We start from the raw sequence: 25,646 nt of genomic DNA, 5'->3' as shown, positions 1-25,646 counted from the left end.
CTAAAGCGGTAAATATTGAACTTGGTTCAGCGTGTCTTCTAAAGTGCTGGCTTTGGCAATCACCTCTAAGTCCTTCACGCAATCACCGATGTTAATACTTTGAGGATGGGCGTACACTACCCCGGAGAAGTCGATACCCACTTTTTGACGATGATGGGCCAGTGCTAATAGATCGTCATCTCTAGAAAATAAGACTCTTTGTAATTCGGTGGCGCGGGCCAGTACCTCTGGGTCCGCTATTCCGGCCCTTCCATCTTCTTGCACGGTGAGGACATCAATATCGCGGAGTCGTAAGCCCACGGCAATTTGCCGAGGTACGTTTTCATCCATGTAGAGAGCTACGCTCAAGAGATCACACCCCGCTCCTTTAGTTTTTGGACAATGCGAGACGGAGGAGCTTCCTGCTGTAGGGCTTTTACTTTTTCGAGACGCTGTTTCATATCGCTTTCGAGCGCCGCTTTATGATCCCAATAGTAAGCAAGGGCTGAGTAAATTTTGCCCAGACTGATGTGAGAATACTGAAAGTGGAGTTCTTCTGGACTCCAGCCATAGGTAAGATGCGAGGTAATAAGCTCCACCACCTTCATGGTGCTGCCTTCAATTACCGGAACTTGGTTTTCATCAAGCTGAATATACTTGTAGTCTGTCGCTAAATAGTTCATCAGGGGTCTCCAACGGGCTTGCTCTAATTTTGGAATCTGCAATTTTTTGGAATCAACGGTGGCATTTCTAAAGTTTGAGGATTATTCCAATAGCGTCTCTATTTGCTCACGCTTAACCCCTGGAAACCATTCCAAAAACTGATCAATAGAAGCCCCATCTTTGAGATTCTCAAACAGGGCAGCAACTGGAACACGAGTGCCCTTAAAGACCCATGCACCACTAACCTTGTCTGGAGCACGTTCCAACATATTTAAAGAATTGGCATTTTCCATTGGTTCCACCGTTTTGTGAGCTTTGATGTTTCTCCATTTTCTTGAGCTTAGAATCTGCAGTTAAACCACGTCTAAGTTGAATGAAACATATAGTTTCCTCTACGGAAAAACTCCAGTTCTGGACGTGGACAAGGTTTAACCCTGAAATAGTGGCAATGTTTCGTAGATGTCCTCAGCGTCCGTCTTATCACCTTTTCTAGGGGCTCTCAGCGTTGGCTGGGGGGGATACCCCAGGGCATATTTCAGCGCCATTCGCCACCCTCGCCCCTTATCCTCAGGGGCACCTACAGTCGTCGCCGTCATCCCAAACAACCACCAGCGCTCCTCTGGCCGTAATGCCAACCAATTCCGCAGCGCCGTCCCAATCTTCTCCTCTTCTAGATCCTCAATGGCCCAGGCCAGCACACATAACTCTTTACCCAGCAATCGGTCCACCCGATTTTCCCCTGCCTTCCACTGACCCGGCTTTAGCTGATGCGCTTTCAGACGCTCATTAAACATCCGCTTTACTGGGTTAGCAATTTCCGTCCAAATCCCACGGGGCAGCTCCACTCGATCCAGCAGCTCACTTTCATCACCCAGGGTGTGCATCCCCAGGTCTTCCACAATTTGCACCGGCTGCTTGGTCCCCCGAGGAATAATCACCACAAAATGGTGGGGCGCTGCCGTGATCGGCACCCCAAAGCCCTGGGTGGCATGGGCAGGTTTACTGGCCTTTGAACGTGTCTTTGCGCGTGTCTTTTTAGTCTCTTTGGCCATGGGGGCTAAGTACGTTTGCACTAGACTCATTTTACTGCTCCACTGAGTTTGGGGTTAGCTCAATACCCGCCAGCTCAGCAAAAGCCTTGAGGTCAAAGCCAGTATCAAAAGCTGCCCCATCCCGGATAGTCAACTGTACCAGAGCATCTGGCTCGTTAAGACTTTCGCGCAGGGCCTTAATTAATTTTTCTAAGATGTCGGGTGTAACAGGGCGATCATTAAACCGCACCTGCACCGCCTGCTCATTTTCACCAATATTCAACGTAACACCATGGAAGATAACGCCCTGGCGGTCCTTAAATTGTGCAATGACATCAAAAACTGCTTTGGTGGTGTCGAACCGAGGTTTGGTACGCACTAGCTTTGCGGGCATGTCATCTTTTATTGGTGGTCGCTCTATTCCTTTCTGAGAGATGTTGAAGGTTTCAGTTGCCGTCGCTTCGCCTGCGCTGGCGTACACCTGTAGCAAAATTTGATCATCCGAGATCTGAAACGGGCCATCGTAGACTTTGCCTTCACGGGGGTTAGTGGCATCGATGGTGTAGCGCAGTTGTGCATTAGGTGTGACTGCTAGCTCTACTTCACGATGCACCGGACGATTGTGAACCTGATGCTGAATCTTAAGCTTGGCTACCCATCGTTTAGGTTCACCGATGGAATATTTCCCTGTGCTATCGACCGCTAGGAAATATAATGTCGAATCCTTGGTTCGAAAGGTATCTAAATCCCTTACGACGTGATCAGCTTCACTAACGTTAGGAGATGTACTGTAATGCACGTTGGGGCTCGGACCCGCATGACGTGGGGTGAGCGTAAGCACCGTTTCTCCAGTCTGCATATCTAATGTTGGGCTGACGATATTGACAGCAGTCTTTTCCTTAGGGAATGGTCCTTTTTCGATCCAGCCATCGTTACCCTCACGCCAACGCCCCTGGGACAATGCTTTGACCTTAAGCTGGTCTAAGCCCTTTAATCCTGGTAACCAGGGCCAGGCGGGATTGCTCTTTGCCCGCATCAGTACATCACGCCAGGGGGTACGGCGATCGTTTTGGGGCCATAGTTCTTCTTCTGCCATCGCAAAATAGGGCAGCGAGTCTTGTTCTGCATCAGTCGCCAGCTTGTTGTCACAGCGCATGCTGGCCAGCATGGCTTCAATTTGGGTTTCCACACTGTCATCACTGGTCTGCCCAAATTTGAGACCATTCTCGATGGTGGCCTGCTGTAGTTCATCTTCAGATGGGTAAAAGAGTCTGTTATAGGTACCCTGCAACGCTTGTAAAAGAGCCCCTTCAGCTTCTTCCTTAGAATCTTGAGCTTGCTCATAAAGAGAATCACTATGTTTAAGATTTTTGGCAATCTTCTCGATAGCGTAAAGCTCTCGCAGTGACTCTTCCACACGGCTGGCCATATGGGTGTCATTCCCCGACAGTACCAACAGATTATTCTTTTCTGCAACAGACCCGTAAAACCGATGAATATCTTCAGGTGGCACACTGTTGTCTGGGGGCACAACCACCAAAATACGATGACTGCCCAGACGAATCTCATTAATTTCCGGCATTATCAGCACTTCCTGGTATGCCTTCTTAGATTGAGCTTCTAGTTCCCCTTCTAATCGTGTCCGAAGGGCTTTTTCTACCTTTGCCTTGGGTAACCCCTGGGCCTCCCGCTGAATGCGTTTGGTCAGGTTCTCCGTATCTTTGAAGTAGAAAAGTTCTCCTTCCGCATGGAGATACCAGGCCGTTTTCTTCAGTTGCTTAAATGCCTGGGCAAATTCCTCGGCTTTTCGATTCGGTGCCGCCAGATATTCGATCACCTCTTCCCGACGCAGGCCCATATGTCCCTTCACTGCCAGGGAAAGCGAGGCAGAAAGCAGCATACAAGCCACTTGAGAGGCAGCATCGCTGTTCAGGTTAGCGTCAATTTCCTCTGCATGGGCATTGCCACTGTCAGCAATATCCTGTGCGATCGCAGGCCGCAAAGCCCGGTTAATATCAGTCACCTCATTCATCACTTGACTGTCATTCAGATCCAGGTGCTGGGTACCAATCAGAAAAACATCATTCTGCTTACGTTGCCACACTGATCGAATCACCCGTGCCGCAAACTGCAATAATCCACGGGTCTCCCGAAAGTCAGGATTATCCTTAAATAAAGCCACCAAATGCTTAAACGATGGGTGGAATGGATACGTCGCCCGCACTTCATCAGCCACCTGCTCTAGACTGCGAGCGGTTAAGTAACCACTGTCCTCCGCCAGTTTGATCTGCTCCGCGTAGGCTTCAGCTACCTCGTCAATGTCCTCATCTGATGGCAGCTCAGCAAATAACCGCTTTCGCAAAATTGAATAGATTTCGCTGCCTTCCAGGGAAACCGGAGTAATCTTTTTAGCCTGCCGAGACGCTTCTCGCTGCACATCGGCCACTAGCTTGCGTACTTCCTTGACCTGATCGTGATAGCTATCAGACAAATTAGCCAGCACCACACAGCAACGCGGCAGTTCCAGGGCAGCCGCAAACAGGTTAGATAGGGCCTCCGTCAGCACATCCACCATTGAGCCCTGCCCCACGGCCACAGTGCGAGCCCCTAGAAAATAGGGCGGTAACTCATCAAATAAAATTAGCGTTGGCTGATCACCAATAATCTTCTTCCAATGCTCCTTACCCGGTGCCTGGGGGCCATTTTTCCAGAATGGCAGCATGACCGCTTCAGCATCGGGTCCAAGCTGCTTGGCAATTTCGCCCCAAAGATAGTGTTTCGGTTTATTCCGCCCCTCAAATACAGCTACCCGCGCTGGAGTATTTTCCAGTCGATTTATAACGTCTGTTGGTAGAATCTCAGCTCTGAGACAAGGATACTTCGCTAACAGGCCCAGTGAACACATAAGATGGGTTTTGCCACCCCCCATTGATTGTGAAAGTTCAAACAATGCCTGCTCATTTTCACCAGATATTCTCAAAAGCCCTTCCCTGAGAAGCTCTTCCATTCCTCGAGTTATATGGCTTTTCTCAAAAAATGCCTTGCCTGAATCTTCAGCGTCAAGAATTTCTGAGAGATTATCCACACCTCTTGCCACCTGATAATCGAGAGTCGTTGGATGAAGGGTGCATGCATCTTTGACTGTCTTTAGCATTTCTTGGTCTTTTCCTAATATGTCCTTAGTGGAAGAGAAATCGAATGAACTAGTTAATCAAATGTAGTAAGCGGTTTAAATATTCCCTAACAACCGATTTTTTAGCTCAAAATTTCTTGATTCTTAAGATATTACGCTTGACGTCTATGCTGTATAAAACCAACCATCGGAAAAAATTCCCTTGAAGACTTTTGTGAAGTGAGTCCTTGAATTTGGACAGGGAGCGAAATAGTTTTGTACCGAATTATGGAAATCTATATCTTTACAAATGGCGAAAATACGTCTCTAACTTCAAAGCACAGGTGGTTTTAACAACTATTGAGTGGTGATAGAACTACCTAGTGAGTTTGCTGCACTACAAGCTTTACACCAGTCAAAGAACCATTGGAGTAGAGTTTCATGTTAGACAGAACGTCGTGTAGTCTAACTGAACTGCATTTACATAACTTAGAACAAGCCTTGTGTGCCTTAATTCCGAATACATATAGCTCTTGATGATATGTCAAATGAGCAGTTTATCTATACATCGCTCATTTCAATATCTTGCTTCAAAGCTGAAAGAAGTGGATAGCTTTTGTGCTTCTCTTGTTCCAGTGCGGCGAGCCGTCTCTCTAGAGTTCTAACTTTCTTCGAAAGAGAACTTAAAATTTCCAAGACTTCCTCTATAGGGTCCTCAGAATGCGCTTCACTGTCAGGACAACCATTCTGAAGGACATTGGGTGTTTTTTTTTGATTCTTAGGTAAATCAAGACCCTCACAGTTAGCGGACTTCATAATGTAGAGAAACTGCTTAGAAGTCCCCATCGCAGTTTCTATTTTGACTCGTTCGACGAAATCTTCGCTGAAGAGTTGGTTGAGATAGGTATAGGCCGTAGAAAGGCCAATCCTCATCTCTGCTTGCAGTTCAGGTGCCGTTAATCGCCCTCCATGACTTTGAAGAATCGTGATTGCCTCTAGAAGAGCGGGTCGCAACGGCAATCTCTCTGTTGATGATTTGATGATGTCCCCCTGGAGCACTACTTGAAAACGTTATGAACTTGAGACGCATCCTTACCCGCAGTCTCATTCCTCATACACCCTTGAAAAACAGATCTGAAAACTTTCCAAGAAATTCAGGTGAGAGACAGGCGCAGTTTAAGCTGATAAGAACACAAGCCAGTCAGGCAGCCAACTTACCAAGCAACTCCCTGACTGACTCTGACGTAGAGACTATATAGCCACTACCTACAATCTTAAAACAGTTAGAGCCTATATAGCCTCTAAATAAATCCATAGTATAAGGATTAGAGGTTGATGCCTGAAAAAGGGCGTAAAAAAGTTCGGGGACAACCCGAACTCTATGATGAGGTCAAAGGCCAAGTGAACCTGTCTCTGACAGAAACTGGAGTCCAAGGATTAGATAGCCTAGCCAAGAAAATGGGGCTTTCTCGGTCTGAGTTCATTGAGCAAATTGGTCGGGGAATGCTTCCTGTGCTTTCTCTTCAGGAGAAAAACACCTTACGTAAATTACTAGAGCAACTCGAAGGTGAACCATTGAATGATGAGCTAGGGGCTTCAGTTAAAGCCATCCGTCATTTGCTGGACTAAATCTGTCCCCAAACAGGTCTTAGAGTTTTTGTCTTGATCTCGTTTCATGACTGAAGGGAGACAGATCCATGACGGTGAGAACTATTGAATGTGCGCTTAGTGCCCCAGAAGAGACCCGGAAACTGCTTTGGAATTGGTCAGTTCAATACACTCTGTTAGTGAAAGAGCTGATGGAGCAGATTGCCAGAGATCAGCGTTTTCCAAAGTGGATGCTAAAGGGGGAAGTCCCTCAAACCATTATTGATAAAGACTTTCTGGCCTCTTTGAAACTTGAAAGTCAGTATGCAGGTTTGCCTAATCTATTCTACGTTTCAGCGAGACATGCGATCTCCCAAGTCTATAAATCTTGGTTTGCCATCCAAAAGCAGAGTTTCTTTCGCCTTCAGAACAAACAGCGATGGCTAAATATTGTGGAGAAAGTGTTGGCAGGAAAGAAGACTCAGCAAACCCACGAAGAGATCTGTACACGGGCTGAACAATGGCTTGCCCTTGTTGAAACCCAAGCTAAGCAAGGGGGAATTAAAAAACATCAGCGCTTTGGCCAATTAATGCGAGAAGCTGAAACTCAAACCGAGAAATTAGACCAGTTGGCCATCGCCTATCTGCTATTGAATCAGTTGGAAATTCCCGAGAAACCGTTTAAGCCCAAGAAACTCAAGCAACGATTCACTAAAAAACGGATTGAAATCGAACGCTTAGAGACCAAAGTTAATGCTCAACTGCCTGAAGGTCGAGATCCATTAGGAGTGACATATTTTGAGAGCCTAGAACGAGCAATAAGCCTGCCTGAAATACCTGAAGATTCTAATCAACTTCAAGCAGAGTGGGAAATGTGGAGGAAACAGGTTCAGATTCCAGAGGACAATCCTTTGCCATATCCGCTGATTATTATGAGCTGCGATAAAGTTTATTGGCCACGAATTGAGCGAAATACAGATCAAACTCCCCGTCGCCTGACAAAGCAAAGTAAGCAACCTCAATTGGGTGTGGCCTTTTCAGGTTTTAAGGAGTATGTGTTCAGGATTCAATGTGGAAAGAAACAACTGCCTATTTTCCGCCGATTTCAAGAAGACAGTACCTTTATTCGACAACAAATCAAGGCGTGCAAGAAACACCCAGAGATTATCCCCCCATCGTGGGGAGTCTTTCCCTTGAGGTCTGGGCAGTTACTGTGGCGACCAAGTAACAAGCACAAGGATGCCTCACAACCTTGGCAAAGGCATCGTTTATATCTTCACTGCACCATTGATGAACGACTGCTTTCTGACGAAGGAACAGGCCAAGTTTGCTCGGAGAAACTGCCAGCTACTAAAGAAAATCTCCTCCGATCCCAGAAAAAAACGGCCCAAACTCAGGATAAAAATCAGAGCATATTTCAAAAAAGGCAGCAGTCATCTCATCTACGTTTGAGTCAGGGTAAGATCTGCAGACCTTACACAGTTCCCTATATCGGTAATCCAAACCTAGTGTTAGGGGTAAGCTTGAGCCGACAATTTCCCCTGCAAGCCGCAATCATTAACGTATCCACTCAGAAGCAGATTGCCACTTGTACTGCTCAACAGCTATTACAGCTTCATTGGGGTGGCAAATCCCAATCAGGATTCTCTTCCAAGCAAAATAACCAAAATGCCTCCCTAATAGAGCGATTACAACGAGAGAGAGTCCTTGTGAGAAAAGCCCGCCAAAAGAAGCAGTCTAAAGGCAAGGTACTTAGATCTCAGAAAATTGAAAGGCTCGGAATTTATGCCGATAGAGTTATTGCCAGACGATTAGTAGACTGGGCCATTAGCCATCGGGTAGGGACTATCGTATTGCCTAAGGTTGAAGGACTCAAAGAGAGCATAGAAGCCAATCTGCAAGCAAAAGCCCGCATCAAGTTTCCCCATTACAAAGCACTGCAGCAGCGATATGCTAAATCTATTCGAGCAAAATATCCTCTTTGGAGTTTCAGCAGACTTATTCAATCGATTTCTGAGTGTGCAAATCGGAATGGTATTGAGGTGAAGACTGTACTACCAATAGAGACGGATGATCCGGCTGAACAAGCTGTTGCAATGGCCTTGCAGGTTGATTAGCCTTCAGGGTCTGAAGTTTGATGAACAGCCTGAGAAGGTATTAGCGACAGGAGTAAAATAAAAACTATCGCGCGCAGGTGCATCAATGTATCTGTGATAAATGAAGGTCCAGTTTCACTACTTTCCAGTCCCATGTGTTTCACAAATGTTTGTGTTCACATGCAAGTAGTTGTCCGCTGTTGTTCAGACTTGCTCTGTCCAGCGCTGGTGGAGAATTCGCAACTTGAGCCAAAGCAATATTTTTAGACTAGACTACTGTGTCTAGTTTGAGAATACAGGAATACCTGTCGTGGCAGCTACTAAATTGCCCCCGAGCAAGGGGGAACCCCAGAATCAGTGGGCCAAATCAAATTCTAATTTTTTTTGATTGATTGGCGCATTTCTCAGAACCCTCTATGAGTAAAGCTTTTGGTGATTCATCTCTTATCTTTTTGGATGTTTCTTTGCCAATATTACGCAATGTGATTGTGATCCGCGATTTAATCGCTCAAAGTCTTACCAGGACTAGGCTAATTAGGAGGTGGGTTGCAATGACTTTTGAGGGTTAGTAGGGGTTGAAAGTCAACAGCAACGCCAGATATAAATTGATAAGTCATGTTGCAATGACTTTTGAGGGTTAGTAGGGGTTGAAAGACTTCTAAAATTAGTGGAGACAGTAATCCCCCTGCGTTGCAATGACTTTTGAGGGTTAGTAGGGGTTGAAAGTCCAGCCAGAATATAGGCAGACAGCTTTCTTGCTCGTTGCAATGACTTTTGAGGGTTAGTAGGGGTTGAAAGGAACGTCAGCTTCCCAATTGCAAAAATCTTTAGGTTATGTAAGATTTTTGTGCATTAATTCTTTAAAACTGGAGGTTTTAAATTTTATTTGTCCGCTAATTTTTGAAATAACGAAAAACCGTGAACTTGTGCACTAATTCTTTAAAACTGTGCATTTAATTCTTTAATGTACATATAGATTTTGTCAAGAAGTGAACTGAGACGTTGCCTATGTATTCAGCTTGGGAAGCTGACGTTCTACCACTGAATTAATCTGAAGCAGGATTCACTTCTGCGATCGCACGATCCATAAATGCTTGCCAATGGGGAATGGGCTGCCAGATTTGCAGTAATGCCTGTTGTGCATCCTCAGGTGCCATCCGTTGTCGCAGAACTCGATACAGATACATAAACGCCGAGACCCGCATATTTTTAGCGCAGTGCACAAATACCTGGGTAGGGGAGCGCTGATCCATAACTTCAAAGAAACGGATTAAATCATCCAACGTGGGTACTTCCCAATCCACCGGAATGTGGACATACTCCATCCCTAGCTGAGAAACAATCTCTCCTTCTTCCGGAATCGTATCTGTCGAACTGACCAGTGCCAAATTAACAATGGTTTGATATCCCGCTGCTTGGATGTCCTTAAATTGAGCAGCTGTGGGTTGGCCTGCCGTTCCAACCTGATCGGATAACGCCAGGAAAGCCTGGATTTGCTCTAGATTTTCATCAGCCATAAGCCCCTTCCTGCGGAGAAAATCCGTAGTTCTCCATAGATTTAGCCTACAAGATTCATTAGAGGTGTGGCAGGCCCCAGGTGCTATCCGTACAAATGCTGACCCTGACTTACTCTGCAGATAAATGACTGCAGGTATAACCCATCCCTCAAGCACATAGAATTCGGTGTTCCTCCTGAATACAAGCCCTAGGCCCTCACCGTAGGCTAAGGGCAGCACTGGAGGAGGACCTGTTATGACCGTTCGTTGGCATCAACTACTCGTAAGTTTGTCCTTATGGCTACTGGCTGAACTAGTGCTCAACCTGGTCGGTATTGATGACCTCGTTGACTACAGCGAATATTTGTTTGAGCGTCATGCCATCGTCTTTCTATGTTTAGATCGTGCAGTTATTCCGGCCCCCAGCGTGTTCAACGCAGCCATTTCCATGTCACCCCCAAACTAAAGGCCAGCCTCAACATAACGGAGTCCTTCCATATCTAATTGGTTAAGGGCCTCATAGGCGCCTTGAATCCTGCCTTGTCCCCGCAAAAAGCCAGTATTGGCACCTGGGCAGATAAATTGCAACGTATCTTGGGTAAATTGATCAAGGAGGCATTGGACGCTGGCTATCTGTCGAGGCCAGTGAAAGGTCTTCGCCGTTCTTAGGGGCACGGGTTGTCCGTGTTGATTGGGCAATATATGACGGCCTGTGAACAAAACTCCGCCCCAAGCCTGATAATAAAGACAGGAGGACCCCGGAGAGAATCCTGGTGTCCAAATGAGCAGACAGTGAGGTGTGATTTCTTCTCGATCGCTAAAGGTTGTGACCTTCAAATTAGGGAGTAAGTAAGCTTCCTGCTCTTGGATGACCAGCTGACAGGTAAACGTTTCTTGGATTTGACGGACATGTTGGCTAATGCCTTGGCGATGGGTAAATATGAACCAATCTACTCCCCCCTGCTCTCTCAGAAATAATTTTGTATGATCAGTCCAGGGTGGGCAATCCACAAGAATATTGCCGTCATTTTCTACAATGAGATAAGCGGTGCCCCCCAGCGTCTCACGATTGGGAGGAAACGCGAAAACTGACTCTAAAACCTGTCGTGGTTCTTTACTCACAGTAAGTCCCTTCGCCTTTGTCCCCGAGAATAACCTTTTTGCATGATTTGGATTTCCCTCTCTATCTTTGGACTGGTCCTGTATTTTATCGTTCATCACAGTGTTTCTCGGACCACAAACACCCCTACATGGCTGCTGTGGCTAGTGTTGATGATTCCAGCCTTAGTGGCGGGCGGTTGGGCTGCTGTCCATGGGGCGGATGTTAAACCCCCGCCTCGACTGTGGATTCCCAGTACCGTTTTTTCCCTAATTACGTATTTGTATTTGGCGCGTCCCAATAAACGCAAGCCTGCCCCTCAAGCCTCAGACGCCAAGAATGCCGAAGCTGACAATAGCCAGCCATCTGATGCTGCTCCCACGAAGGAAGAGGAGTCTCCCAAGCCCATTGCGGCAGCTAATCTATTAACCAAAGGCGAAGAGAGTCAACTCCAAAATTGCTTTCCCTGGTCCATTTTTTACTTGCAAAATGTGGACTATCGCCCCCAGGTGGTGATCTGCCGGGGCCAGTTGCGATCGCAACCTGAAAAAGCCTATCAAACCATTCAAGAAAATATCAAAACCCAGTTTGGAGATCGGTTTCTTGTAGTTTTCCAAGACGGGGCGATGAATAAGCCCTTTTTTATTCTGGTTCCCAATCCCCAAAATCAAGAAAAAGAGAAGCGGCGTGGCCCTATCAGTCGTCCTGGCTTAGCCTTGGGTCTGTTTCTCTCCACTCTATTGACAACCACTTTGGCTGGATTGAATTTTAGTGTTCCTGACCTAACACGCCAACTGCTCAGGGACCAGCCTCAATTGATCCTTCAGGGGCTACCCTATGCTTTGGCTTTGATGGCCATCTTGGGGATTCACGAGTTTGGCCATTACTTCGCCGCCCGTCGATACCGGATCAAAGCGACCCTGCCCTACTTTATTCCTGTGCCGATTAGCTTTTTCCCCATCGGTACCTTGGGGGCCTTTATTCAGCAACGATCTCCCGTACCCAATCGCAAGGCGCTGTTTGATGTGGGGATTGCGGGGCCCTTAGCGGGTCTCCTGGTGACGATTCCGGTTTTATTTTGGGGTTTGATGCACTCGGCGGTGGTGACCATCCCCGATAAGATTGAAGGCTTACCCTTTGATGCCATGAATCCTACCTCTTCGGTGTTGCTGTCCTTGTTCAGCAGGTTGGCCATGGGAAGTGCCCTGACCTTAGATAAGGGGATTGATTTGCATCCAGTTGCGATCGCAGGTTGGATCGGTATCATCGCCACCGCCCTAAACCTCATGCCCATTGGTCAACTCGATGGCGGCCATATCGTCCACGCCATGTTTGGCCAGCGGAACGGGGCAATCATCGGCCAGATCGCTCGACTGCTGGTATTGTTTCTCGCCTTTATTCAGCCCCCGTTGCTGATATGGGCCATTATTTTGTTGTTTATGCCCACAGTGGATCAGCCCGCCCTGAATGATGTCAGTGAGCTGGACAACAAGCGGGACCTGCTCGGGCTGATTTCCCTGGGCATTCTAGTGTTGATTATTTTGCCCTTGCCCCATAGTGTGGCCCATATCCTTTTTGCCGCAAACCCAATTCCATAGGGGATGGGTGCTGCCTTGGACTCGAATCCGCATCACCTGTTGGCTGAGTCGCTGATACTCAGGCGCAGGGATGCCCCAGAGGATGACTCGACTCTGCCACAGCAAGACCGCAAAAGTGGTTCCTAGGCAGATTCCGACTCCAATAGCCGCAAACCGATTAAAGGCAAAGGCATAGCGGACTGCAGCCCAAGTAAAGTATTCGAACCATAGTTGAATGGACTGTCGCAAACTCCACAGGCTGAGGCTACCCACCGTCAACCATAATCCTCCTACGACTAGCCAGCGGGTATAGAGGGTCAGTTGGAATAACCGCTGTATTTCAGCCTGAATCTGAGGATCTGAGTTCCGCTCTGGAACAGCACCGTCTGCTGATGAATGTCCAGGGGGTTGACTCATAGGGCTAAATTTCTTCTGGGCTGGAATCGGTCGCTGTCATGTAGCTGCCTCGCTCCTTGCGTTGACGCCACCAGGCCAACAAGGTGCTGGCGATAAAAATACTGGAATAAGCCCCTGCTGCAAATCCGATGATTAGCGTTAGGGCAAAGTCTTTTAAGGTTTCTCCACCAAAGATGTAGATGCCGATTAAGGGCAACCCCGTGGTTAGAGAGGTGTTGATGGATCGTCCTAAGGTTTGGTTGACGGCGATATCTACAGTTTCGCTGATCGAGCGCTTGGCACCATATTTGAGATTTTCTCTAACGCGGTCGTAAATGACCACCGTATCGTTCACTGAGAAACCAATAATGGTCAACAATCCAACAATAAATAGGCTGTTAACCTCTACCCCACGGGTCAACCCCAGAATAGAGAAAAAGCCCATGGTAATCAGGACATCGTGGAACAAAGCCACAATGGCAAACAGGGCATAGTCAAACTGGAAGCGGACACTGACATAAACGATGATGGCTGCAAAAGACACCAGCAGCGCTAATAGTCCCGATGCCAGCAATTGTTTTCCTAGGGTTGGGCCGACCGTATCAATTTGCGATTTCTCGACATCTAGCTGGCCCAGCTTGGTGGTTAAAGCTTCCGTGAGTTTCGTTCGTTCTTCCTGGTTTAAATCCTTGGTGCGAATCGCCACCCCTTGAGCATCTTGGCCAATCACCTGAACACTGCTTTCAGCCAGCTTTTGTTCATCTAAGATCTGGCGAATATCTGTAATCTGGATAGGTGTTTTGCAGTTGTCCGGTTGGCTGCAGTCTCGCTCTAGCTGTAAACGAGTGCCGCCCGTAAAATCGAGGCCGGGCTTTAGGGGAGCCTGATATTGATTCCAAGACAGGGCCATGGAAATAATGCCCGCTAAGATCAAAGCACCGGAAATTGTCCACCAAAGCCCCCGTTGCTGATTCAGATTCAACTTCATGAGACCGCCTTCTTAGAATCAAATAGTTCAACTTTTCGTAGACTGGGGATGCTAATGGCCGTGAACATTAGGGTGCGGCTGCAGGTAATGGCCGTAAACATACTGACGGCAACGCCAATACCCAGAGTAACGGCAAATCCTCTCACTAGGCCCGACCCCAACCAATACAGCACACCACAGGCGATGAGGGTGGTGACATTGCTATCGAGAATACTAGTGAAGGCGCGATAAAATCCTGATTCGATGGAGCGATAGAGGGTCTTCCCAGACCGCAATTCTTCCCGAGTGCGTTCAAAAATGAGGATATTGGCATCCACTGCCATGCCGATACTCAGGATAAAACCTGCAATCCCTGGCAAAGTGAGGGTGACGCCAAACAAAACATAGCAGGCAAAGGTCAAGAGGCCATAAACACAAAGGGCCACGTCTGCAATCAAGCCGGGCAGACGGTACCACACCCCCATAAAGATCAGCACTAGAATCAGTCCGCCAATCCCAGCCAAGACACTCCGACGAATACTGTCTTGGCCCAGGGTGGCACCAACGGTCCGAATCTCTTCTACTTTGACGGGGACAGGGAGTGATCCGCCTTTAAGCTGGTTGGCCAGCAGCTTGGCATCTTCTAGCTCAAAGTTGCCAGTAATAATGGCAGCTCCTCCGGTAATGCCATTGGCCTTAAATCTCTCACTGACAGTGGCTTGGCTAACAGACTTCCCATCCAAGAAAATCCCAAGAGGCTGTCCGGTGCCCGCCAAACTCTTGGTTAAAGCAGCAAATTTTTTGCCGCCATCTACATCAAACCGGAGGGTGACATCCCATTTATTCGGTTGGGATTGGGAAATGGCATAACTCGCGTCGTTGAGGTCTTCCCCGGTTAAGTCCGTTTTTACGAAGAACTGATCTTGTAGCTCAGTGAGCTGTTTCTGCTTCTCCTGAACTTCTCCTTGGATCTTCGCGAGAGCTGCGGCATCGCCTGCTTTTTCTGCTTCGGGTAGCTTCTGCAATAACCGCTGCAGCTCACTGCTACGGACATTGACCTGAGCCAAGATAGCATTATTGGGACGCCGAAAATCAAGCTGGGCAACCTGGCTGAGTAGTTGCTCTGCATCTTTTGGGTCGCTAACCCCAGGGAGCTGAACAAGAATTTGCTGGTTACCCACAGTCTGAACCACGATTTCCGATACACCTTCAGGGTTAAGGCGATTGGCCACCACGGTTTGTACCGCTTCCATCACGTTGGGGGTAATGTCTGTCACTTCCTCCGTCGGGTTGACCTGCAGGGTTAACTGAGATCCACCTCTCAGGTCTAAACCCAGATTAATTTTGCCCAGGCCATACTGCTTGCCAAACGGGGTGACGACAATTAATGCCCCCACCACTAATAGGGCAATGAGAGCCAGTAGAAAGCGTTGTTGTTTAAGCACCGGTGTTACATTGCTCCAAACGGAAAAGTGAAAATAAAATTAGACCTGAAGTGCAGTAATCTGCTGAACAGCCTCGACAATTTGAGGCGGCTGCACAATCGTCAGGCTTTCTAACATGCCGTTATACGGCGTTGGAATATCTTGAGAGGAGAGCCGCACTACCGGGGCATCCAGCTCATCAAAGAATCGATCATTAATAGAGGCGATGATTTCAGCACCGACCCCACCGGTTCGCATACATTCTTCGACGACAATCACCCGATGGGTTTTGCGAATGGAAGCCCCGATGGTATCGAAGTCGAGGGGCTTGAGGGAAATTAAATCAATAATCTCAGGATCGTAGCCTTGCTCCGTCAGGGTTTTCGCGGCCTGGACGACATGGTGACGCATTCGCGAGTAGGTGAGGATCGTTACATCCTTACCTGCACGAACCACTTCGGCTTTGTCTAGGGGTAAGACGTACTCTTGATCGGGTAATTCTTCCTTGAGGTTATAGAGCAGCACATGCTCAAAGAAGAGAACGGGGTTAGGGTCACGGATGGCTGCTTTGAGTAAGCCTTTGGCATTGTAGGGAGTAGAACAAGCCACAATTTTGAGACCGGGTACGGCTTGGAAATAAGCCTCTAGTCGCTGGGAATGTTCTGCACCCAGTTGTCGACCTACACCACCGGGGCCACGAATCACCATGGGAATTTTGAAGTTACCCCCAGAGGTATAGCGCAGCATGCCCGCATTATTGGCAATTTGGTTGAAGGCCAAGAGCAGAAAGCCCATGTTCATCCCTTCAATGATCGGCTTTAGGCCAGTTATGGCAGCGCCAACAGCCATGCCAGTAAAGCTATTTTCCGCGATCGGTGTATCGAGGACGCGCAGCTCGCCGTACTTGTCATACAAGCCTTTTGTGACTTTGTAGGAGCCACCGTAATGTCCCACGTCTTCTCCCATGACCATGACGGTGTTGTCTTTTGCCATTTCTTCGTCGATGGCGTCACGGAGGGCGTTAAATAACAGTACTTCAGCCATAATGCGTTAGCGATACACTATTGGATACGTTAGCAGAAGACGGCCCTCCAACCCTAGTGGCAATCTTGAGTCCTAATTTTACGCCGATTCCTAGGCCGTTACATCGGTTATTTCAGGGTGGGATTGAGGGATTTAACCCGCTGATTGACCTTTTTAATATAGCCATCAATATCGCATTTGCGTTTAAGGCCGCTAGCCGCCATATAGCGAACGGTGCCAAAGATAGGACGTTCCCGCCAGCCCCGGTCATGAACCCCAAACACCCAGGCCACACCCGTGTAGGAATTAGCGTCTCGGCCATCAATAAAGTACTTATTATTGAGGTCTAAGGCCGTTTGGAAGGCTAGCTCTGGAGTGGCGGTCCATTCGATGATTTTTTTGCCCCAGTACATGCGCATGTAGTTGTGCATATAGCCAGTGTGCTTCATTTCCCTCATAGCAGCATTCCAATAGGGGTCTTCGGTGCGGGATTCGTCGAGCTTTTCTAGTGAATAGCAGGGGATTCTAGGATCGTGGCGATGGTTGTCCAAGGTCTTCTGGGCCCAGTTGGGCAGACAACTATAGGCATCATAGTCGGGGGTGTAATAGGCAAAGTTCATGGCCAGCTCTCGCCGCACAATCAGTTCTTCGATATAGGTATCAACGTTATCGCGGGGGACATTGCCCATGGATTGAATCTGCAGGGCCAAATATAACGGAGAGATTTGACCAAAGTGCAGATATTGACTCATATAAGAGACATCATCGGTTTGGGGCTGGTTGCGATGATCGGCGTAGATAGCAAAAGATTTTCGCAGAAATTGCTCCAGGATTTGCTTAGCCCGAGTGGTGCCGCCCTGGAACAGAGAACTGACGGGGGGCACACTGCAGTCTAGGGGCAGCTTAGCCAGAACGGCTTCAATATTGCTCAGGTCTAATCCCTTCAGATCTAGATTGAGAGAGGATTGTTGAACAGGGGTGGATTCAAAGGGAATTAGAAAGCGGTCGAGGTGGCGATGGATGCGAGGGCGGATGGTTCGGGCAGCATAATCGGCTTTGACAGAGGCGGTTTCGACAGGTACCACCACTTCAGATTCCACTTGCACCACTTGGCAGGGGGCATCTTGAGCTACGGTGTCTCGCCACTGGCGTTGGAAACGAAGATAGCCGCGATCGCACACCACCAACGAGGCTTCTTTCCCTAGTTCCAGAGCAATCTGGTCTGGATTGCCATAGCGCATCACAAATTTGATGCCTCGTTGAATCAGCGCTTGCTCCGTATCCTGCAAGCCTTCCAACATAAAGGTGTAATGGCGCAGATTCGAACCGGGATAATCGGCCATTAGGCCAAAGCAAACTACCACAGGCTGTTGGAGATCATTGGCCCGTTGAACGGCATATTCCAAGGCATGGTTGTATTCGGCTCGCTGAGACTGCTGCATCCAGTACAAGACATAGCCACCAGGCTGCACGTCCTGTTTATTTAGGAGTTGGATGCGTTCGTCCTCAATCTGCGAATGTGCCATTTCTTCTGTCAATGCTCTGCCTTATTTGTAATAACGCAGATTCCAGAAGAAGATCTATGGGGACGGTATAACTTGCGATAAGTAACTTTCTTTTGTGCTACTCAATAGAACCTAAATGCCCCAATGTTTAGCAGTCATATATAGCAAGCTCGCCTTAAGCAAGCATCTTTTGACGGCAATTGTCTAATTGTCGTTGCACAGCGACAACCTCTGGATGGCCATTTCCCAGAAGCTTTTGCCCCATCTCAAGGGCTTGAAGATAGAGATTCTCGGCTTTCTCAAATTGTTTTTGACTTTCATGTAGAAAGGCTAGTTTTCGAAGACTAGTCGCGACCTCTGGATGTTCATTGCCAAATAGCCTTTGGCTCATTTCCAGAATTTGTGTCAGAAGGGGAGCTGCTTCCACATACCGTTCTTGCTGACAGTAAATTAAGGCTAAGCCGTTAACGGGACCAATAAGAATATCTGGATATTCACTGCCAAATTGCTCTTGGTATATGGCAAGAGCTTGCGTCAAAAGGGGTTCTGCTTTCTTAAACCTTCTTTGACTTACGTAGAGCGATCCCAGGCTAGAGAGAGAATCAGCGACCTCTGGGTGTTCACTACCCAACAACTTTTTTCGTATTTTCAAAGCTTGGGTAAGGAGGGATTCCCTCTCTTCATATCGATCTAAGAAGTGATAGAGATGTGCCAGAAAATCGAGCGTATCAGCAACATCTAGATGTTCATTACCAAATTGATCTTGATATATGGCAAGAGCCTGCTTCAGTAGAGGTTCTGCTTTGTCATACTGTTCTTGCTTGCAGTAGTTAGTTGCTTGCTGGTTGAGGTCTTTGGCGACTTCTATTGAGTTAATGGAGGAATCGGTCATAACCTACGGATCAAAAGTCGATGGCTAGATTATCAAGGATTCCCTAAGCATGGCTTGTACCTGCAGAACATTGTTGGACTCATCTAGGTGGAAGCAATCGATACTTCAGTTAGGCTATCTAAGATACGAAGTCGAGGCTGAGAGTTTTTAGTTTGCAGTGGCGAGAGTTCTCTATCTTTCAGAGTCTAGAAGATTGGCAGGTGTATTAAATAAAACGATTTGCGTGATTGGGACCCCTCTCTTTTCCTAAAGTGGTGTGGATAATTAATAGGTGTGAAGTCATTTAATAGGTGCAATATAAATTGCACTTCCACTTATCCCAGTGTTTCAACCTTCAGTCGTCTCATGGTTGCCGCAGTTATTATGTTGGAGATGGGGTGTGAAAAAATAGGAAAGTCACTTCATGATCAAGAAGGAGTGACCATAAGCAGGTGAGATGAATACCTACGCCATTTTTAAACAAACGCAATCCCTACGAGTCAGTGATGGTGCAGAGGTGCCTCTCTTAACAGGTTGTGAGCAGGCAACCTTAACCCTGGTTCTAGTCTGGCCACAGCTAGGAGATTTTGACAGTTTGGAATATGCCTGGTGGTTGCAGCGACAGGCCGAACAGATTCAAGCCAAAGGCGTGCAAATTCGAGCGGTGGGTATTGGCGATCGCAACTCAGGACAGAAATTTTGTGACTTCACTGGATTTCCAGCAGAGCATTTGTTCATCGATGCCACGGGCCAGCTCCATCAACAGCTTGACCTGTACCCAGGCTTGACCTGGAAGGTGCCGTTTTTCTCCCCGATTCAGAATTCATACCTAAATTTGCTACTGATGTGTGCCGGAATTGGCAGTCCCGGTACATTGGCAGAAGTGTTTCGAGGCTATCGGGGCGATCGCAATGCCCCGCAACTCATTGTTGAGGATGAAGAAGTCAAAGCATTTCCCCTCCCACCCGTGAACGGTGCTTTATTCAATCGTGCTGGAGGCAAAGGGTTTCAGCGCCCCTTTGAGTTAGCAACCCTTCGCCTACGCAATATGGCTGAAGTCTTGAACCATTGGCAAACCTACGTTCCTGATGCCACCTACATCACTCAACGGGGAGGCACGTTTCTGTTTGATCAGCAGGGTAAACAGGTGTATGAACATCGCGATCGCGGCATCCTGGGATTTGCAGCTAACATGAGCAATCCACTGTCTTTCCTGCTGACGTGACTTCGAACTACATTCATGGTTATTCTGCCGCTGAACAGCAGCGGCTGTTACAGCAGTCTCAGTACTGGCAAGACCGTTTGATTTGCCCAGGCTTAGACTATCAACCCGGCGATCGAGTGTTAGAAATTGGCTGTGCTGTCGGTACAACCTTGGGCGTATTGGCCAGTCAATTCCCCGGCATAGAAGTGGCTGGCCTAGACCGAGAATCGAACCAAATCCACCAGGCTCGACAATACTTGGCCTCGGTTAACATTCCTGTTGATCTGCAAGTGGGTGAAGCAGAGAATTTACCTTGGTCCGACAACCACTTCAACCATGTCTACATCATGTGGTTACTGGAACATATGGTTGAGCCTAGGCCCGTTCTTCTAGAAGCCCAACGGGTACTGCAAGCGGGCGGCACTATCACTCTTATAGAGACTGATTACACCAGTCATGTGGTCTATCCTCTATCCGAGGATTATGACTATCTTGCCCAAGCCCAATGCCAGCTTTTTTCTCGAACGGGTAATCCTCTCGTTGGGCGTCAACTCGGATCTCTGCTGGTTCAAGCTGGATTTTCTGAGGTGCAAAACCAGCCCGTCGGATTTCATGTTTTTCAAGGTATGCCTGATCAAGCCCTGGAGCAGCATGTTGAGTATTGCTTGGGGTTTTTAGAACCGATGATTCCTCAGATGGTGCAGCTTAATCTGGATGAGCAACGGCTGCTAAAAGGACTGGCCCATTTACAGGCTATTCCCGAGCACCCTGACGGGGCAATGACAACCATTGTCTATCGGGCCCAGGCCCGAAAAAATTAACTGAGGCAAACGCAAGTGGCGAGTCTAAAACAGCATATTCTCTTCTTTCTGATTGGATTGGGTGTCCTGTTGGGGAGCCCTCGGTTTGTTGCTGTCTCTCAAGAGTCTGGAACGTCTCAGCTGGGTAAGCAATTACAACAACAGGTTCAAAACTGCGTGGGTCGTGCCCCTACTGCACCACAATCTACCCAACGTTATCAAACCTGCATCACTCAGCTGATTCTGCTGGATGCTAAGGGCAATCGACGCTCAGATGCGTCTCAGCGCTTATTGGTACTTTTCGAGGCTATGGGCATTGCCATTCCTCAACGGCAACGCCAGGGCCAAACGACTTTAGCGTTGCAGGCCATACCCAGAAGCAACTGCTTCAGCCTCCCGGTCAAACTGAAGGGATACACTGGGCAGTTTTTGCTGGATACAGGTGCAACCCATACCATCATCAACACAATCTTGGGGAAACAACTGGGGTTGCCACTGCAAGACTATCCACCCAATTTGACCCAAGGCTTAGCATTTGGAAATGGTAAAAAAACTCAGGTGGGTATCTACCCAGCCTTAACCTTGAGTATTAAGGATGCCTCGGTTCAGCAGATTCATCCCTTGGGTATGGCGAAACAGGCCATGCTCCACAATCTATCTGGAATCCTCGGGCTAGATTTTCTCAGTCGGTTTGATATGGTTATTGACCCTAGGCATCGTCAGATCCAATTGCTCCCACCGACTTCCCAAAAAGAGGGCATCCCCTTAATAGGCAAGGGGGGCTGGCTGACGGTTCAGGTGTTAATTAACGGTCAAGGTCCCTTTACCTTTGCCTTGGATACCGGGGCGACCCAAACGATTCTCTCTCCTAAACTAGCGGCCCAATTGGCCCTCTCTCCCAGCGCTAAACCGGTTCAATTACAAGGATTGCTGGGGACAGAAGCAGCCCAGCCTACGCAGCTTGACTCGATTCAGATCGGCCCGCATCAAACGACACAGCTCGATGCCTTAATTATTGCCAGTCCATTAATCGCACGGATGCAGGTAGATGGTCTCATTGGTCAAAATTTCCTCAATCAATACCAACAGCATTGGCGCTTTGGCTCTCAGAATGCCTTAGGCATGGTTGAACAAGGGACATTAAAACTTTCCCCCCTGATGCCGTAATTTTAGGTCTAGCTGGTCCAAGCTGGATGAGACAGCAAAGCATTGATAACCTGAACTCCCCGCAATTGGTTAGACAAGGGTAGATGTCCTTTAGGAGCACTCAGGTCCCAGGTGAATTCATCAGGCCAACGCGTCCAATTTCGCCCCGAACGCCAGTTGATCTTGGGCCAGAGTACATCCCAATTGCGGCCAACACTGAGCCATAGCTGCCGTTGAACACTATAGCCGAATTTCCCTTCCGAATGGACTAACCACAGCTGGTTAATGGTTTGTAGGTCAGGAATGGGATATTGCTCAACTTCAGTGAAATAGATCCATTTCCGTTTGGTGGCTGCTGGCCCTGATAGCTCACAGAGCTTACTTAACGTTAAGTTATCGGCGTCTTGAAAGGATTGTTTAGCCAGTGAACGCTGGAGAGGTAAGTAGTCAATATTTTGCTCAGAGCGTAGGGGGACCACCCCAGCATCAAAATGCTCCTGCAAAAAGTTCTGAACTGCAGGTACTTCTGTCCCTAACAGCAGCTCATAACAGCGGCCATCAATAAAAGTAGAAGTGTCCTGCTGGCGAGAGAGTAAAAAGTTCTGCAAGATGGCATAACCTGCTTCCCCCTGAGCCAGAATATCTGGCATCACCTGGAGCTGTATCTTTTCTGAGCCAGTGTTGAGTTGAGACTCCAACTCAGCAATATCAGGCGGGTGCGATTGAGCAGATGCGTCCATAAAGTTGTAGCGAATTTATCCTGTATCTTAAGCTATCAAACCCTGGGGGAGTCTGACGAGGAAAATCCTTTTGTTCTTTTCTCTTCAGGCATAACCATCCGCCAAAAGGTTAAGCTTCAGAATCCCCGTCGGTGGTGAGGGACTGGAGTGCAGAGATCACTCGGTAAACGTCCACCCGTTCAACTTTTCCTTTCAGGGCTAAGGTTCCCCAGTTCTCGACTTCAAATTGGTTGTCTAAGTACTCAAGGGTTTCTTTAGCAATCAATACCCGACAAGAAGAGCTTTGCCGTTGCTTGTCAAAACTTTCCAATCGGGAGGCGGTATTGACACTATCGCCGATCACGCCATACTCCAAGCGAGTTTTACTGCCTAGACTCCCCACCACCACGGACCCAGTGAAGATACCGGCCCGCATCTGAACGGCGGGTAGCCCGCTTTTTTGCCATTGGGGATTGAGTGCGTCAAGGCGTTTGCCCATATCTAAAGCACAGGCCACGGCATTTTGAGTATCCCTTGCGATCGCAGCTTGTTCCTCATGGGCAATGGGGGCACCAAAAACGGCCATCACCCCATCCCCCGTAAATTTATTAATTACCCCATGATGGGCTTGTACACTCTGGGTCATGGCTTCTAAATATTCATTGAGCCACTCCAGAAGTTGTTCCGGCGACATCTTTTCCGAAATCGTACTGAACCCCTTTAAGTCCGTAAACAATAGGGTCGCGGTTATTCTCTGGCCTGTAAGCTTGCCATCCTCTAAAAGTTCATCTCGTCGTTGCCAGAGGGTTTCGGCAATTTCGGGCGAGGTACTTTGACCCAATAGTTTCATCACCATCTTCTGCTGCCGCTGAGCTTGCTGGGCGTTGTAAATTACCACAATGCCCGTAGCGCCGACAAATGCGAGAAAGGGAGGGACCAAAGGAATCCAAATTTGCTGAGAAAATAATATTCTACAGACGCTATACAGCACGATTAGAGCCATACCACTGCCCAGCACTAACCCCATCGGGTGGCGAACACCCCAGGCCAGCAGGCTCCCGATCAGCGCCCAACCCAAAATCCATATCATTTCCCCCGGTTCCGGCCAGACGGAAATCAGGTTGCGGGTGCCGTCTGCCGCATCTAGGAATTGACTGACCATTTGGGCATGGATAACCACACCGGGCATCGTCTGTCGATCGTCCAGGCTAGAACTATAGGGGGTATGGAACAGATCTTTGCCGCTTTCGGCAGTCGTACCCATGAGGATGATGCGGTCTTTAATCAGGTTGGGATTAACCTGGCCTGCTAACACCTCGGACAGACTGACCTGCTCCACACTCTCGTGGGCAGATCGATAGTTGATCAAAATTTGATAGCCCCGAGTATCCGCATTGATATAAGAGCCATCGTTACTTTGCAAAGGCCAAAATACAGTGGGACCAATTTGCAGCACATTGGGGTCGACTTCGCTGGGCTTGTCTTCTTTGCCCTCATCCTTGAGGTATCGGAGGGCCATTCTCAGGGCAAAGGACGGAAAGTAATCCTCTTGATACAGCAAATTACGACGAACAACTCCGCCAGAATCAACGACGGTATCGTTGAATCCCACCTGTGTTTCTGGTACTCCAGTGGGGGGAGGGATGGTGGCCTCATGTTCAGAGCCGAGTTTAGTAATCACAACCACCCGGTCAGATTCCTTCATCTGTTGAACGAGTTGGGCATGGCCGTTGGTTTGGGTCGGTTCTTTGAGATTGGGAATAGGCAGATTACGCCAAATATCTAGACCAATGACTCGGGGCTGATGGGTTTGTAGTTTTTTGAAGGCATCAGCTAGCACGCTGTCAGGAATGGGCCACTGTCCCATGGCTTGAATATCCGCTTCGGTGATTCCGACCACTAGGAGTCTTGAATCTTTACCCAAATCGGGTTGGGCTTGCACAAAGTGATCATAAGCGGACAGTTCTAGGGACTGGAGCCCTGCAACCCGCAGGAAACCGATTTGCCAGCGAGTGACTTGCCGAATACCTAGAACGCCACCGCTCACCACGAGTCCGGCAAGGAGAGCGATGGCCAGGTTAGGCCAACGGGATCGGAGTTGATGGAAAAACTGAGCCAAGATACCAAAAAATCATGGGGTTGCGGTATGAGTATAGTGTAGAGCGATAGTCCAGATGAATTGATATGGCCGACTATTTGATCGCAACCTTAAGCGATCGCATCCAAGCAGAAGAAGTCCATTTAGCCTTGCAAGAGATCGGATTGTCGGAACCCAATCTTAATCTGTTTGGCAAAGGCTACAAGACGGGAGAAGACTGTAAAGACTTTGATCCTGCCCTGATTACCAAACGACAAATGCAGCGAATGATGATCTTTTTGCTGCCCCTAGGATTTGTAGGAGGGATTATTTTCTACCAGGCAGTCCGGGTGGATGTTCTACCTAGCTTGGGATTTGTCGGGAATGCAGTGATAGGAGGACTTTTAGGGGCTGCTTCTGGTGCATTAGGGGGATATATCACAGGGGGCGGTTTATCTTTGCTGTTGGATAAACCTGTTCCCTATGCGGAGCAAATTGAAGCAGGAACCTTTCTTATTGTTGTCCGGGATGCAGAAGATTTAAAAATGCGCCAGGCGAACCGCGTCTTCAGAACCCTCAATATTGATAATGTTGCCTATTATGAGCGACCAGATTAAACTACAAACGACAGCATAAATCACAACAGTTTGGGTCTTATAATCATGGCCTTGGATGGGGAAAGGCTAGCCTGCTTGTTGGAAGGGTTTCCAGAAGTAACTGAATATTCTCTTGGGCTTGAGGGGGCTGAAGGAATTTTCCTTTAGATTTGGTGCTGTGCTGTTTCGATACTCTGCACTTATATTTTGAACCTCTGGGTCAAACAAAATTATCGGTATCTTGATGTACCCAGAAATGGGACTTAAAAAACTATTCT

The 25,646-nt window shown here is 48.0% G+C and carries 24 protein-coding genes; 8 read left to right on the top strand and 16 right to left on the bottom strand.

Annotation, left to right across the window (positions count from 1 at the left end; genetic code table 11):
- The 6 genes from I1H34_RS15295 to I1H34_RS15270 all read right to left on the bottom strand — a co-directional run bounded on the left by I1H34_RS15295 (position 1) and on the right by I1H34_RS15270 (position 5,799).
- Complete coding sequence (locus tag I1H34_RS15295; RefSeq protein WP_212661902.1) at positions 1–330, bottom strand: DUF5615 family PIN-like protein; 330 nt, start codon at positions 328–330, stop codon at positions 1–3.
- 14 nt (positions 331–344) lie between these two features.
- On the bottom strand, positions 345–662 hold the full coding sequence (locus tag I1H34_RS15290; RefSeq protein WP_212661901.1) for a DUF433 domain-containing protein: 318 nt from the start codon (positions 660–662) through the stop codon (positions 345–347).
- An 81-nt stretch (positions 663–743) separates the two neighbouring features.
- Positions 744–935, bottom strand: a complete 192-nt coding sequence (locus tag I1H34_RS15285) for a DUF433 domain-containing protein (protein ID WP_212666287.1) — start codon at positions 933–935, stop codon at positions 744–746.
- Positions 936–1,070: 135 nt separating this feature from the next.
- Complete coding sequence (locus tag I1H34_RS15280) at positions 1,071–1,724, bottom strand: anti-phage-associated DUF3780 domain-containing protein (protein WP_249369273.1); 654 nt, start codon at positions 1,722–1,724, stop codon at positions 1,071–1,073.
- Between the two features lies 1 nt (position 1,725).
- A complete protein-coding gene (locus tag I1H34_RS15275; RefSeq protein WP_249369271.1) occupies positions 1,726–4,827 on the bottom strand; it encodes an anti-phage-associated DUF499 domain-containing protein in 3,102 nt (1,033 codons plus the stop codon).
- 519 nt (positions 4,828–5,346) lie between these two features.
- Positions 5,347–5,799, bottom strand: coding sequence for a hypothetical protein (locus I1H34_RS15270; RefSeq protein WP_212661900.1), 453 nt, complete (start codon positions 5,797–5,799; stop codon positions 5,347–5,349).
- Positions 5,800–6,120: 321 nt separating this feature from the next.
- Between I1H34_RS15270 and I1H34_RS15265 the strand changes: the two genes are divergently transcribed.
- Positions 6,121–6,414: a ribbon-helix-helix protein, CopG family gene (locus I1H34_RS15265; protein WP_212661899.1), complete on the top strand. Its 294-nt coding sequence runs from the start codon at positions 6,121–6,123 to the stop codon at positions 6,412–6,414.
- Between the two features lie 68 nt (positions 6,415–6,482).
- Positions 6,483–8,489 (top strand): type V CRISPR-associated protein Cas12k, encoded by a 2,007-nt coding sequence (gene cas12k / locus I1H34_RS15260; protein WP_212661898.1) that lies wholly within the window; start codon positions 6,483–6,485, stop codon positions 8,487–8,489.
- Between the two features lie 1,025 nt (positions 8,490–9,514).
- Here the strand turns inward: cas12k and I1H34_RS15255 are convergent.
- Positions 9,515–9,985, bottom strand: coding sequence for a protein tyrosine phosphatase family protein (locus I1H34_RS15255; protein ID WP_212661897.1), 471 nt, complete (start codon positions 9,983–9,985; stop codon positions 9,515–9,517).
- A 235-nt stretch (positions 9,986–10,220) separates the two neighbouring features.
- Here I1H34_RS15255 and I1H34_RS15250 point away from each other — a divergent pair, with 235 nt between their 5' ends.
- Positions 10,221–10,430 (top strand): hypothetical protein, encoded by a 210-nt coding sequence (locus I1H34_RS15250; RefSeq protein WP_212666460.1) that lies wholly within the window; start codon positions 10,221–10,223, stop codon positions 10,428–10,430.
- Here the strand turns inward: I1H34_RS15250 and I1H34_RS15245 are convergent.
- Positions 10,427–11,086 (bottom strand): MBL fold metallo-hydrolase, encoded by a 660-nt coding sequence (locus I1H34_RS15245; protein ID WP_212661896.1) that lies wholly within the window; start codon positions 11,084–11,086, stop codon positions 10,427–10,429. The two genes, I1H34_RS15250 and I1H34_RS15245, sit on opposite strands and share 4 nt — an antisense overlap.
- A 42-nt stretch (positions 11,087–11,128) precedes the next feature.
- Between I1H34_RS15245 and I1H34_RS15240 the strand changes: the two genes are divergently transcribed.
- The gene (locus I1H34_RS15240; RefSeq protein ID WP_212661895.1) at positions 11,129–12,661 is read left to right on the top strand and encodes a site-2 protease family protein; all 1,533 of its coding nucleotides are present in this window, start codon (positions 11,129–11,131) and stop codon (positions 12,659–12,661) included.
- Here I1H34_RS15240 and I1H34_RS15235 read toward each other — a convergent pair.
- The 6 genes from I1H34_RS15235 to I1H34_RS15210 form a co-directional block, all read right to left on the bottom strand.
- On the bottom strand, positions 12,590–13,057 hold the full coding sequence (locus tag I1H34_RS15235) for a hypothetical protein (RefSeq protein ID WP_212661894.1): 468 nt from the start codon (positions 13,055–13,057) through the stop codon (positions 12,590–12,592). The genes I1H34_RS15240 and I1H34_RS15235 overlap by 72 nt on opposite strands.
- A gap of 4 nt (positions 13,058–13,061) precedes the next feature.
- Positions 13,062–14,024, bottom strand: a complete 963-nt coding sequence (secF, locus tag I1H34_RS15230) for a protein translocase subunit SecF (protein WP_212661893.1) — start codon at positions 14,022–14,024, stop codon at positions 13,062–13,064.
- Positions 14,021–15,448, bottom strand: coding sequence for a protein translocase subunit SecD (gene secD / locus I1H34_RS15225; protein ID WP_212661892.1), 1,428 nt, complete (start codon positions 15,446–15,448; stop codon positions 14,021–14,023). Before secD ends, secF begins: the two co-directional genes overlap by 4 nt.
- 39 nt (positions 15,449–15,487) lie before the next feature.
- The gene (locus I1H34_RS15220; RefSeq protein ID WP_212661891.1) at positions 15,488–16,471 is read right to left on the bottom strand and encodes an alpha-ketoacid dehydrogenase subunit beta; all 984 of its coding nucleotides are present in this window, start codon (positions 16,469–16,471) and stop codon (positions 15,488–15,490) included.
- Between the two features lie 107 nt (positions 16,472–16,578).
- Entirely contained in the window at positions 16,579–17,976 is a 1,398-nt protein-coding gene (locus tag I1H34_RS15215) for a deoxyribodipyrimidine photo-lyase (protein ID WP_212661890.1), read from the bottom strand.
- 154 nt (positions 17,977–18,130) lie between these two features.
- Positions 18,131–18,847 carry a tetratricopeptide repeat protein gene (locus tag I1H34_RS15210; RefSeq protein WP_212661889.1) on the bottom strand — a complete coding sequence of 239 codons (717 nt, stop codon included), beginning with the start codon at positions 18,845–18,847 and terminating at the stop codon, positions 18,131–18,133.
- 436 nt (positions 18,848–19,283) lie between these two features.
- Between I1H34_RS15210 and I1H34_RS15205 the strand changes: the two genes are divergently transcribed.
- Genes I1H34_RS15205 through I1H34_RS15195 form a run of 3 tightly spaced genes read left to right on the top strand, consistent with a single transcriptional unit; the run spans position 19,284 to position 21,997 of the window.
- Complete coding sequence (locus I1H34_RS15205) at positions 19,284–20,051, top strand: peroxiredoxin-like family protein (RefSeq protein ID WP_212661888.1); 768 nt, start codon at positions 19,284–19,286, stop codon at positions 20,049–20,051.
- The gene (locus tag I1H34_RS15200) at positions 20,048–20,851 is read left to right on the top strand and encodes a class I SAM-dependent methyltransferase (protein WP_212661887.1); all 804 of its coding nucleotides are present in this window, start codon (positions 20,048–20,050) and stop codon (positions 20,849–20,851) included. Before I1H34_RS15205 ends, I1H34_RS15200 begins: the two co-directional genes overlap by 4 nt.
- Positions 20,852–20,866: 15 nt before the next feature.
- Positions 20,867–21,997, top strand: coding sequence for a retropepsin-like aspartic protease (locus I1H34_RS15195; RefSeq protein WP_249369269.1), 1,131 nt, complete (start codon positions 20,867–20,869; stop codon positions 21,995–21,997).
- 8 nt (positions 21,998–22,005) lie between these two features.
- Here the strand turns inward: I1H34_RS15195 and I1H34_RS15190 are convergent, their stop codons facing one another.
- Both I1H34_RS15190 and I1H34_RS15185 read right to left on the bottom strand, forming a co-directional pair.
- Positions 22,006–22,716 carry a GUN4 domain-containing protein gene (locus I1H34_RS15190; protein ID WP_212661886.1) on the bottom strand — a complete coding sequence of 237 codons (711 nt, stop codon included), beginning with the start codon at positions 22,714–22,716 and terminating at the stop codon, positions 22,006–22,008.
- A gap of 109 nt (positions 22,717–22,825) precedes the next feature.
- A complete protein-coding gene (locus I1H34_RS15185) occupies positions 22,826–24,814 on the bottom strand; it encodes a CHASE2 domain-containing protein (protein ID WP_212661885.1) in 1,989 nt (662 codons plus the stop codon).
- 65 nt (positions 24,815–24,879) lie between these two features.
- On the opposite strand from I1H34_RS15185, the gene I1H34_RS15180 reads away from it, so the two are divergent.
- Positions 24,880–25,389, top strand: coding sequence for a hypothetical protein (locus tag I1H34_RS15180; protein WP_212661884.1), 510 nt, complete (start codon positions 24,880–24,882; stop codon positions 25,387–25,389).
- Positions 25,390–25,646: the final 257 nt, after the last annotated feature.

Origin of the sequence: Acaryochloris marina S15 (assembly GCF_018336915.1) — a bacterium.
Taxonomy (GTDB): domain Bacteria; phylum Cyanobacteriota; class Cyanobacteriia; order Thermosynechococcales; family Thermosynechococcaceae; genus Acaryochloris; species Acaryochloris marina_A.
Note: the sequence above shows the minus strand (reverse complement) of the source record. Positions and strands in the feature narration are given on the sequence as shown.

Coding starts and splice junctions, on each gene's coding strand:
- I1H34_RS15190 (WP_212661886.1), bottom strand. CDS start 22,716: ATGGACGCATCTGCTCAATCGCACCCGCCTGATATTGCTGAGTTGGAG.
- I1H34_RS15290 (WP_212661901.1), bottom strand. CDS start 662: ATGAACTATTTAGCGACAGACTACAAGTATATTCAGCTTGATGAAAAC.
- cas12k (WP_212661898.1), top strand. CDS start 6,483: ATGACGGTGAGAACTATTGAATGTGCGCTTAGTGCCCCAGAAGAGACC.
- I1H34_RS15215 (WP_212661890.1), bottom strand. CDS start 17,976: ATGGCACATTCGCAGATTGAGGACGAACGCATCCAACTCCTAAATAAA.
- I1H34_RS15210 (WP_212661889.1), bottom strand. CDS start 18,847: ATGACCGATTCCTCCATTAACTCAATAGAAGTCGCCAAAGACCTCAAC.
- I1H34_RS15285 (WP_212666287.1), bottom strand. CDS start 935: ATGGAAAATGCCAATTCTTTAAATATGTTGGAACGTGCTCCAGACAAG.
- I1H34_RS15205 (WP_212661888.1), top strand. CDS start 19,284: ATGAATACCTACGCCATTTTTAAACAAACGCAATCCCTACGAGTCAGT.
- I1H34_RS15275 (WP_249369271.1), bottom strand. CDS start 4,827: ATGCTAAAGACAGTCAAAGATGCATGCACCCTTCATCCAACGACTCTC.
- I1H34_RS15180 (WP_212661884.1), top strand. CDS start 24,880: ATGGCCGACTATTTGATCGCAACCTTAAGCGATCGCATCCAAGCAGAA.
- I1H34_RS15280 (WP_249369273.1), bottom strand. CDS start 1,724: ATGAGTCTAGTGCAAACGTACTTAGCCCCCATGGCCAAAGAGACTAAA.
- I1H34_RS15235 (WP_212661894.1), bottom strand. CDS start 13,057: ATGAGTCAACCCCCTGGACATTCATCAGCAGACGGTGCTGTTCCAGAG.
- I1H34_RS15255 (WP_212661897.1), bottom strand. CDS start 9,985: ATGGCTGATGAAAATCTAGAGCAAATCCAGGCTTTCCTGGCGTTATCC.
- I1H34_RS15220 (WP_212661891.1), bottom strand. CDS start 16,471: ATGGCTGAAGTACTGTTATTTAACGCCCTCCGTGACGCCATCGACGAA.
- I1H34_RS15250 (WP_212666460.1), top strand. CDS start 10,221: ATGACCGTTCGTTGGCATCAACTACTCGTAAGTTTGTCCTTATGGCTA.
- secF (WP_212661893.1), bottom strand. CDS start 14,024: ATGAAGTTGAATCTGAATCAGCAACGGGGGCTTTGGTGGACAATTTCC.
- I1H34_RS15240 (WP_212661895.1), top strand. CDS start 11,129: ATGATTTGGATTTCCCTCTCTATCTTTGGACTGGTCCTGTATTTTATC.
- I1H34_RS15265 (WP_212661899.1), top strand. CDS start 6,121: ATGCCTGAAAAAGGGCGTAAAAAAGTTCGGGGACAACCCGAACTCTAT.
- I1H34_RS15295 (WP_212661902.1), bottom strand. CDS start 330: ATGGATGAAAACGTACCTCGGCAAATTGCCGTGGGCTTACGACTCCGC.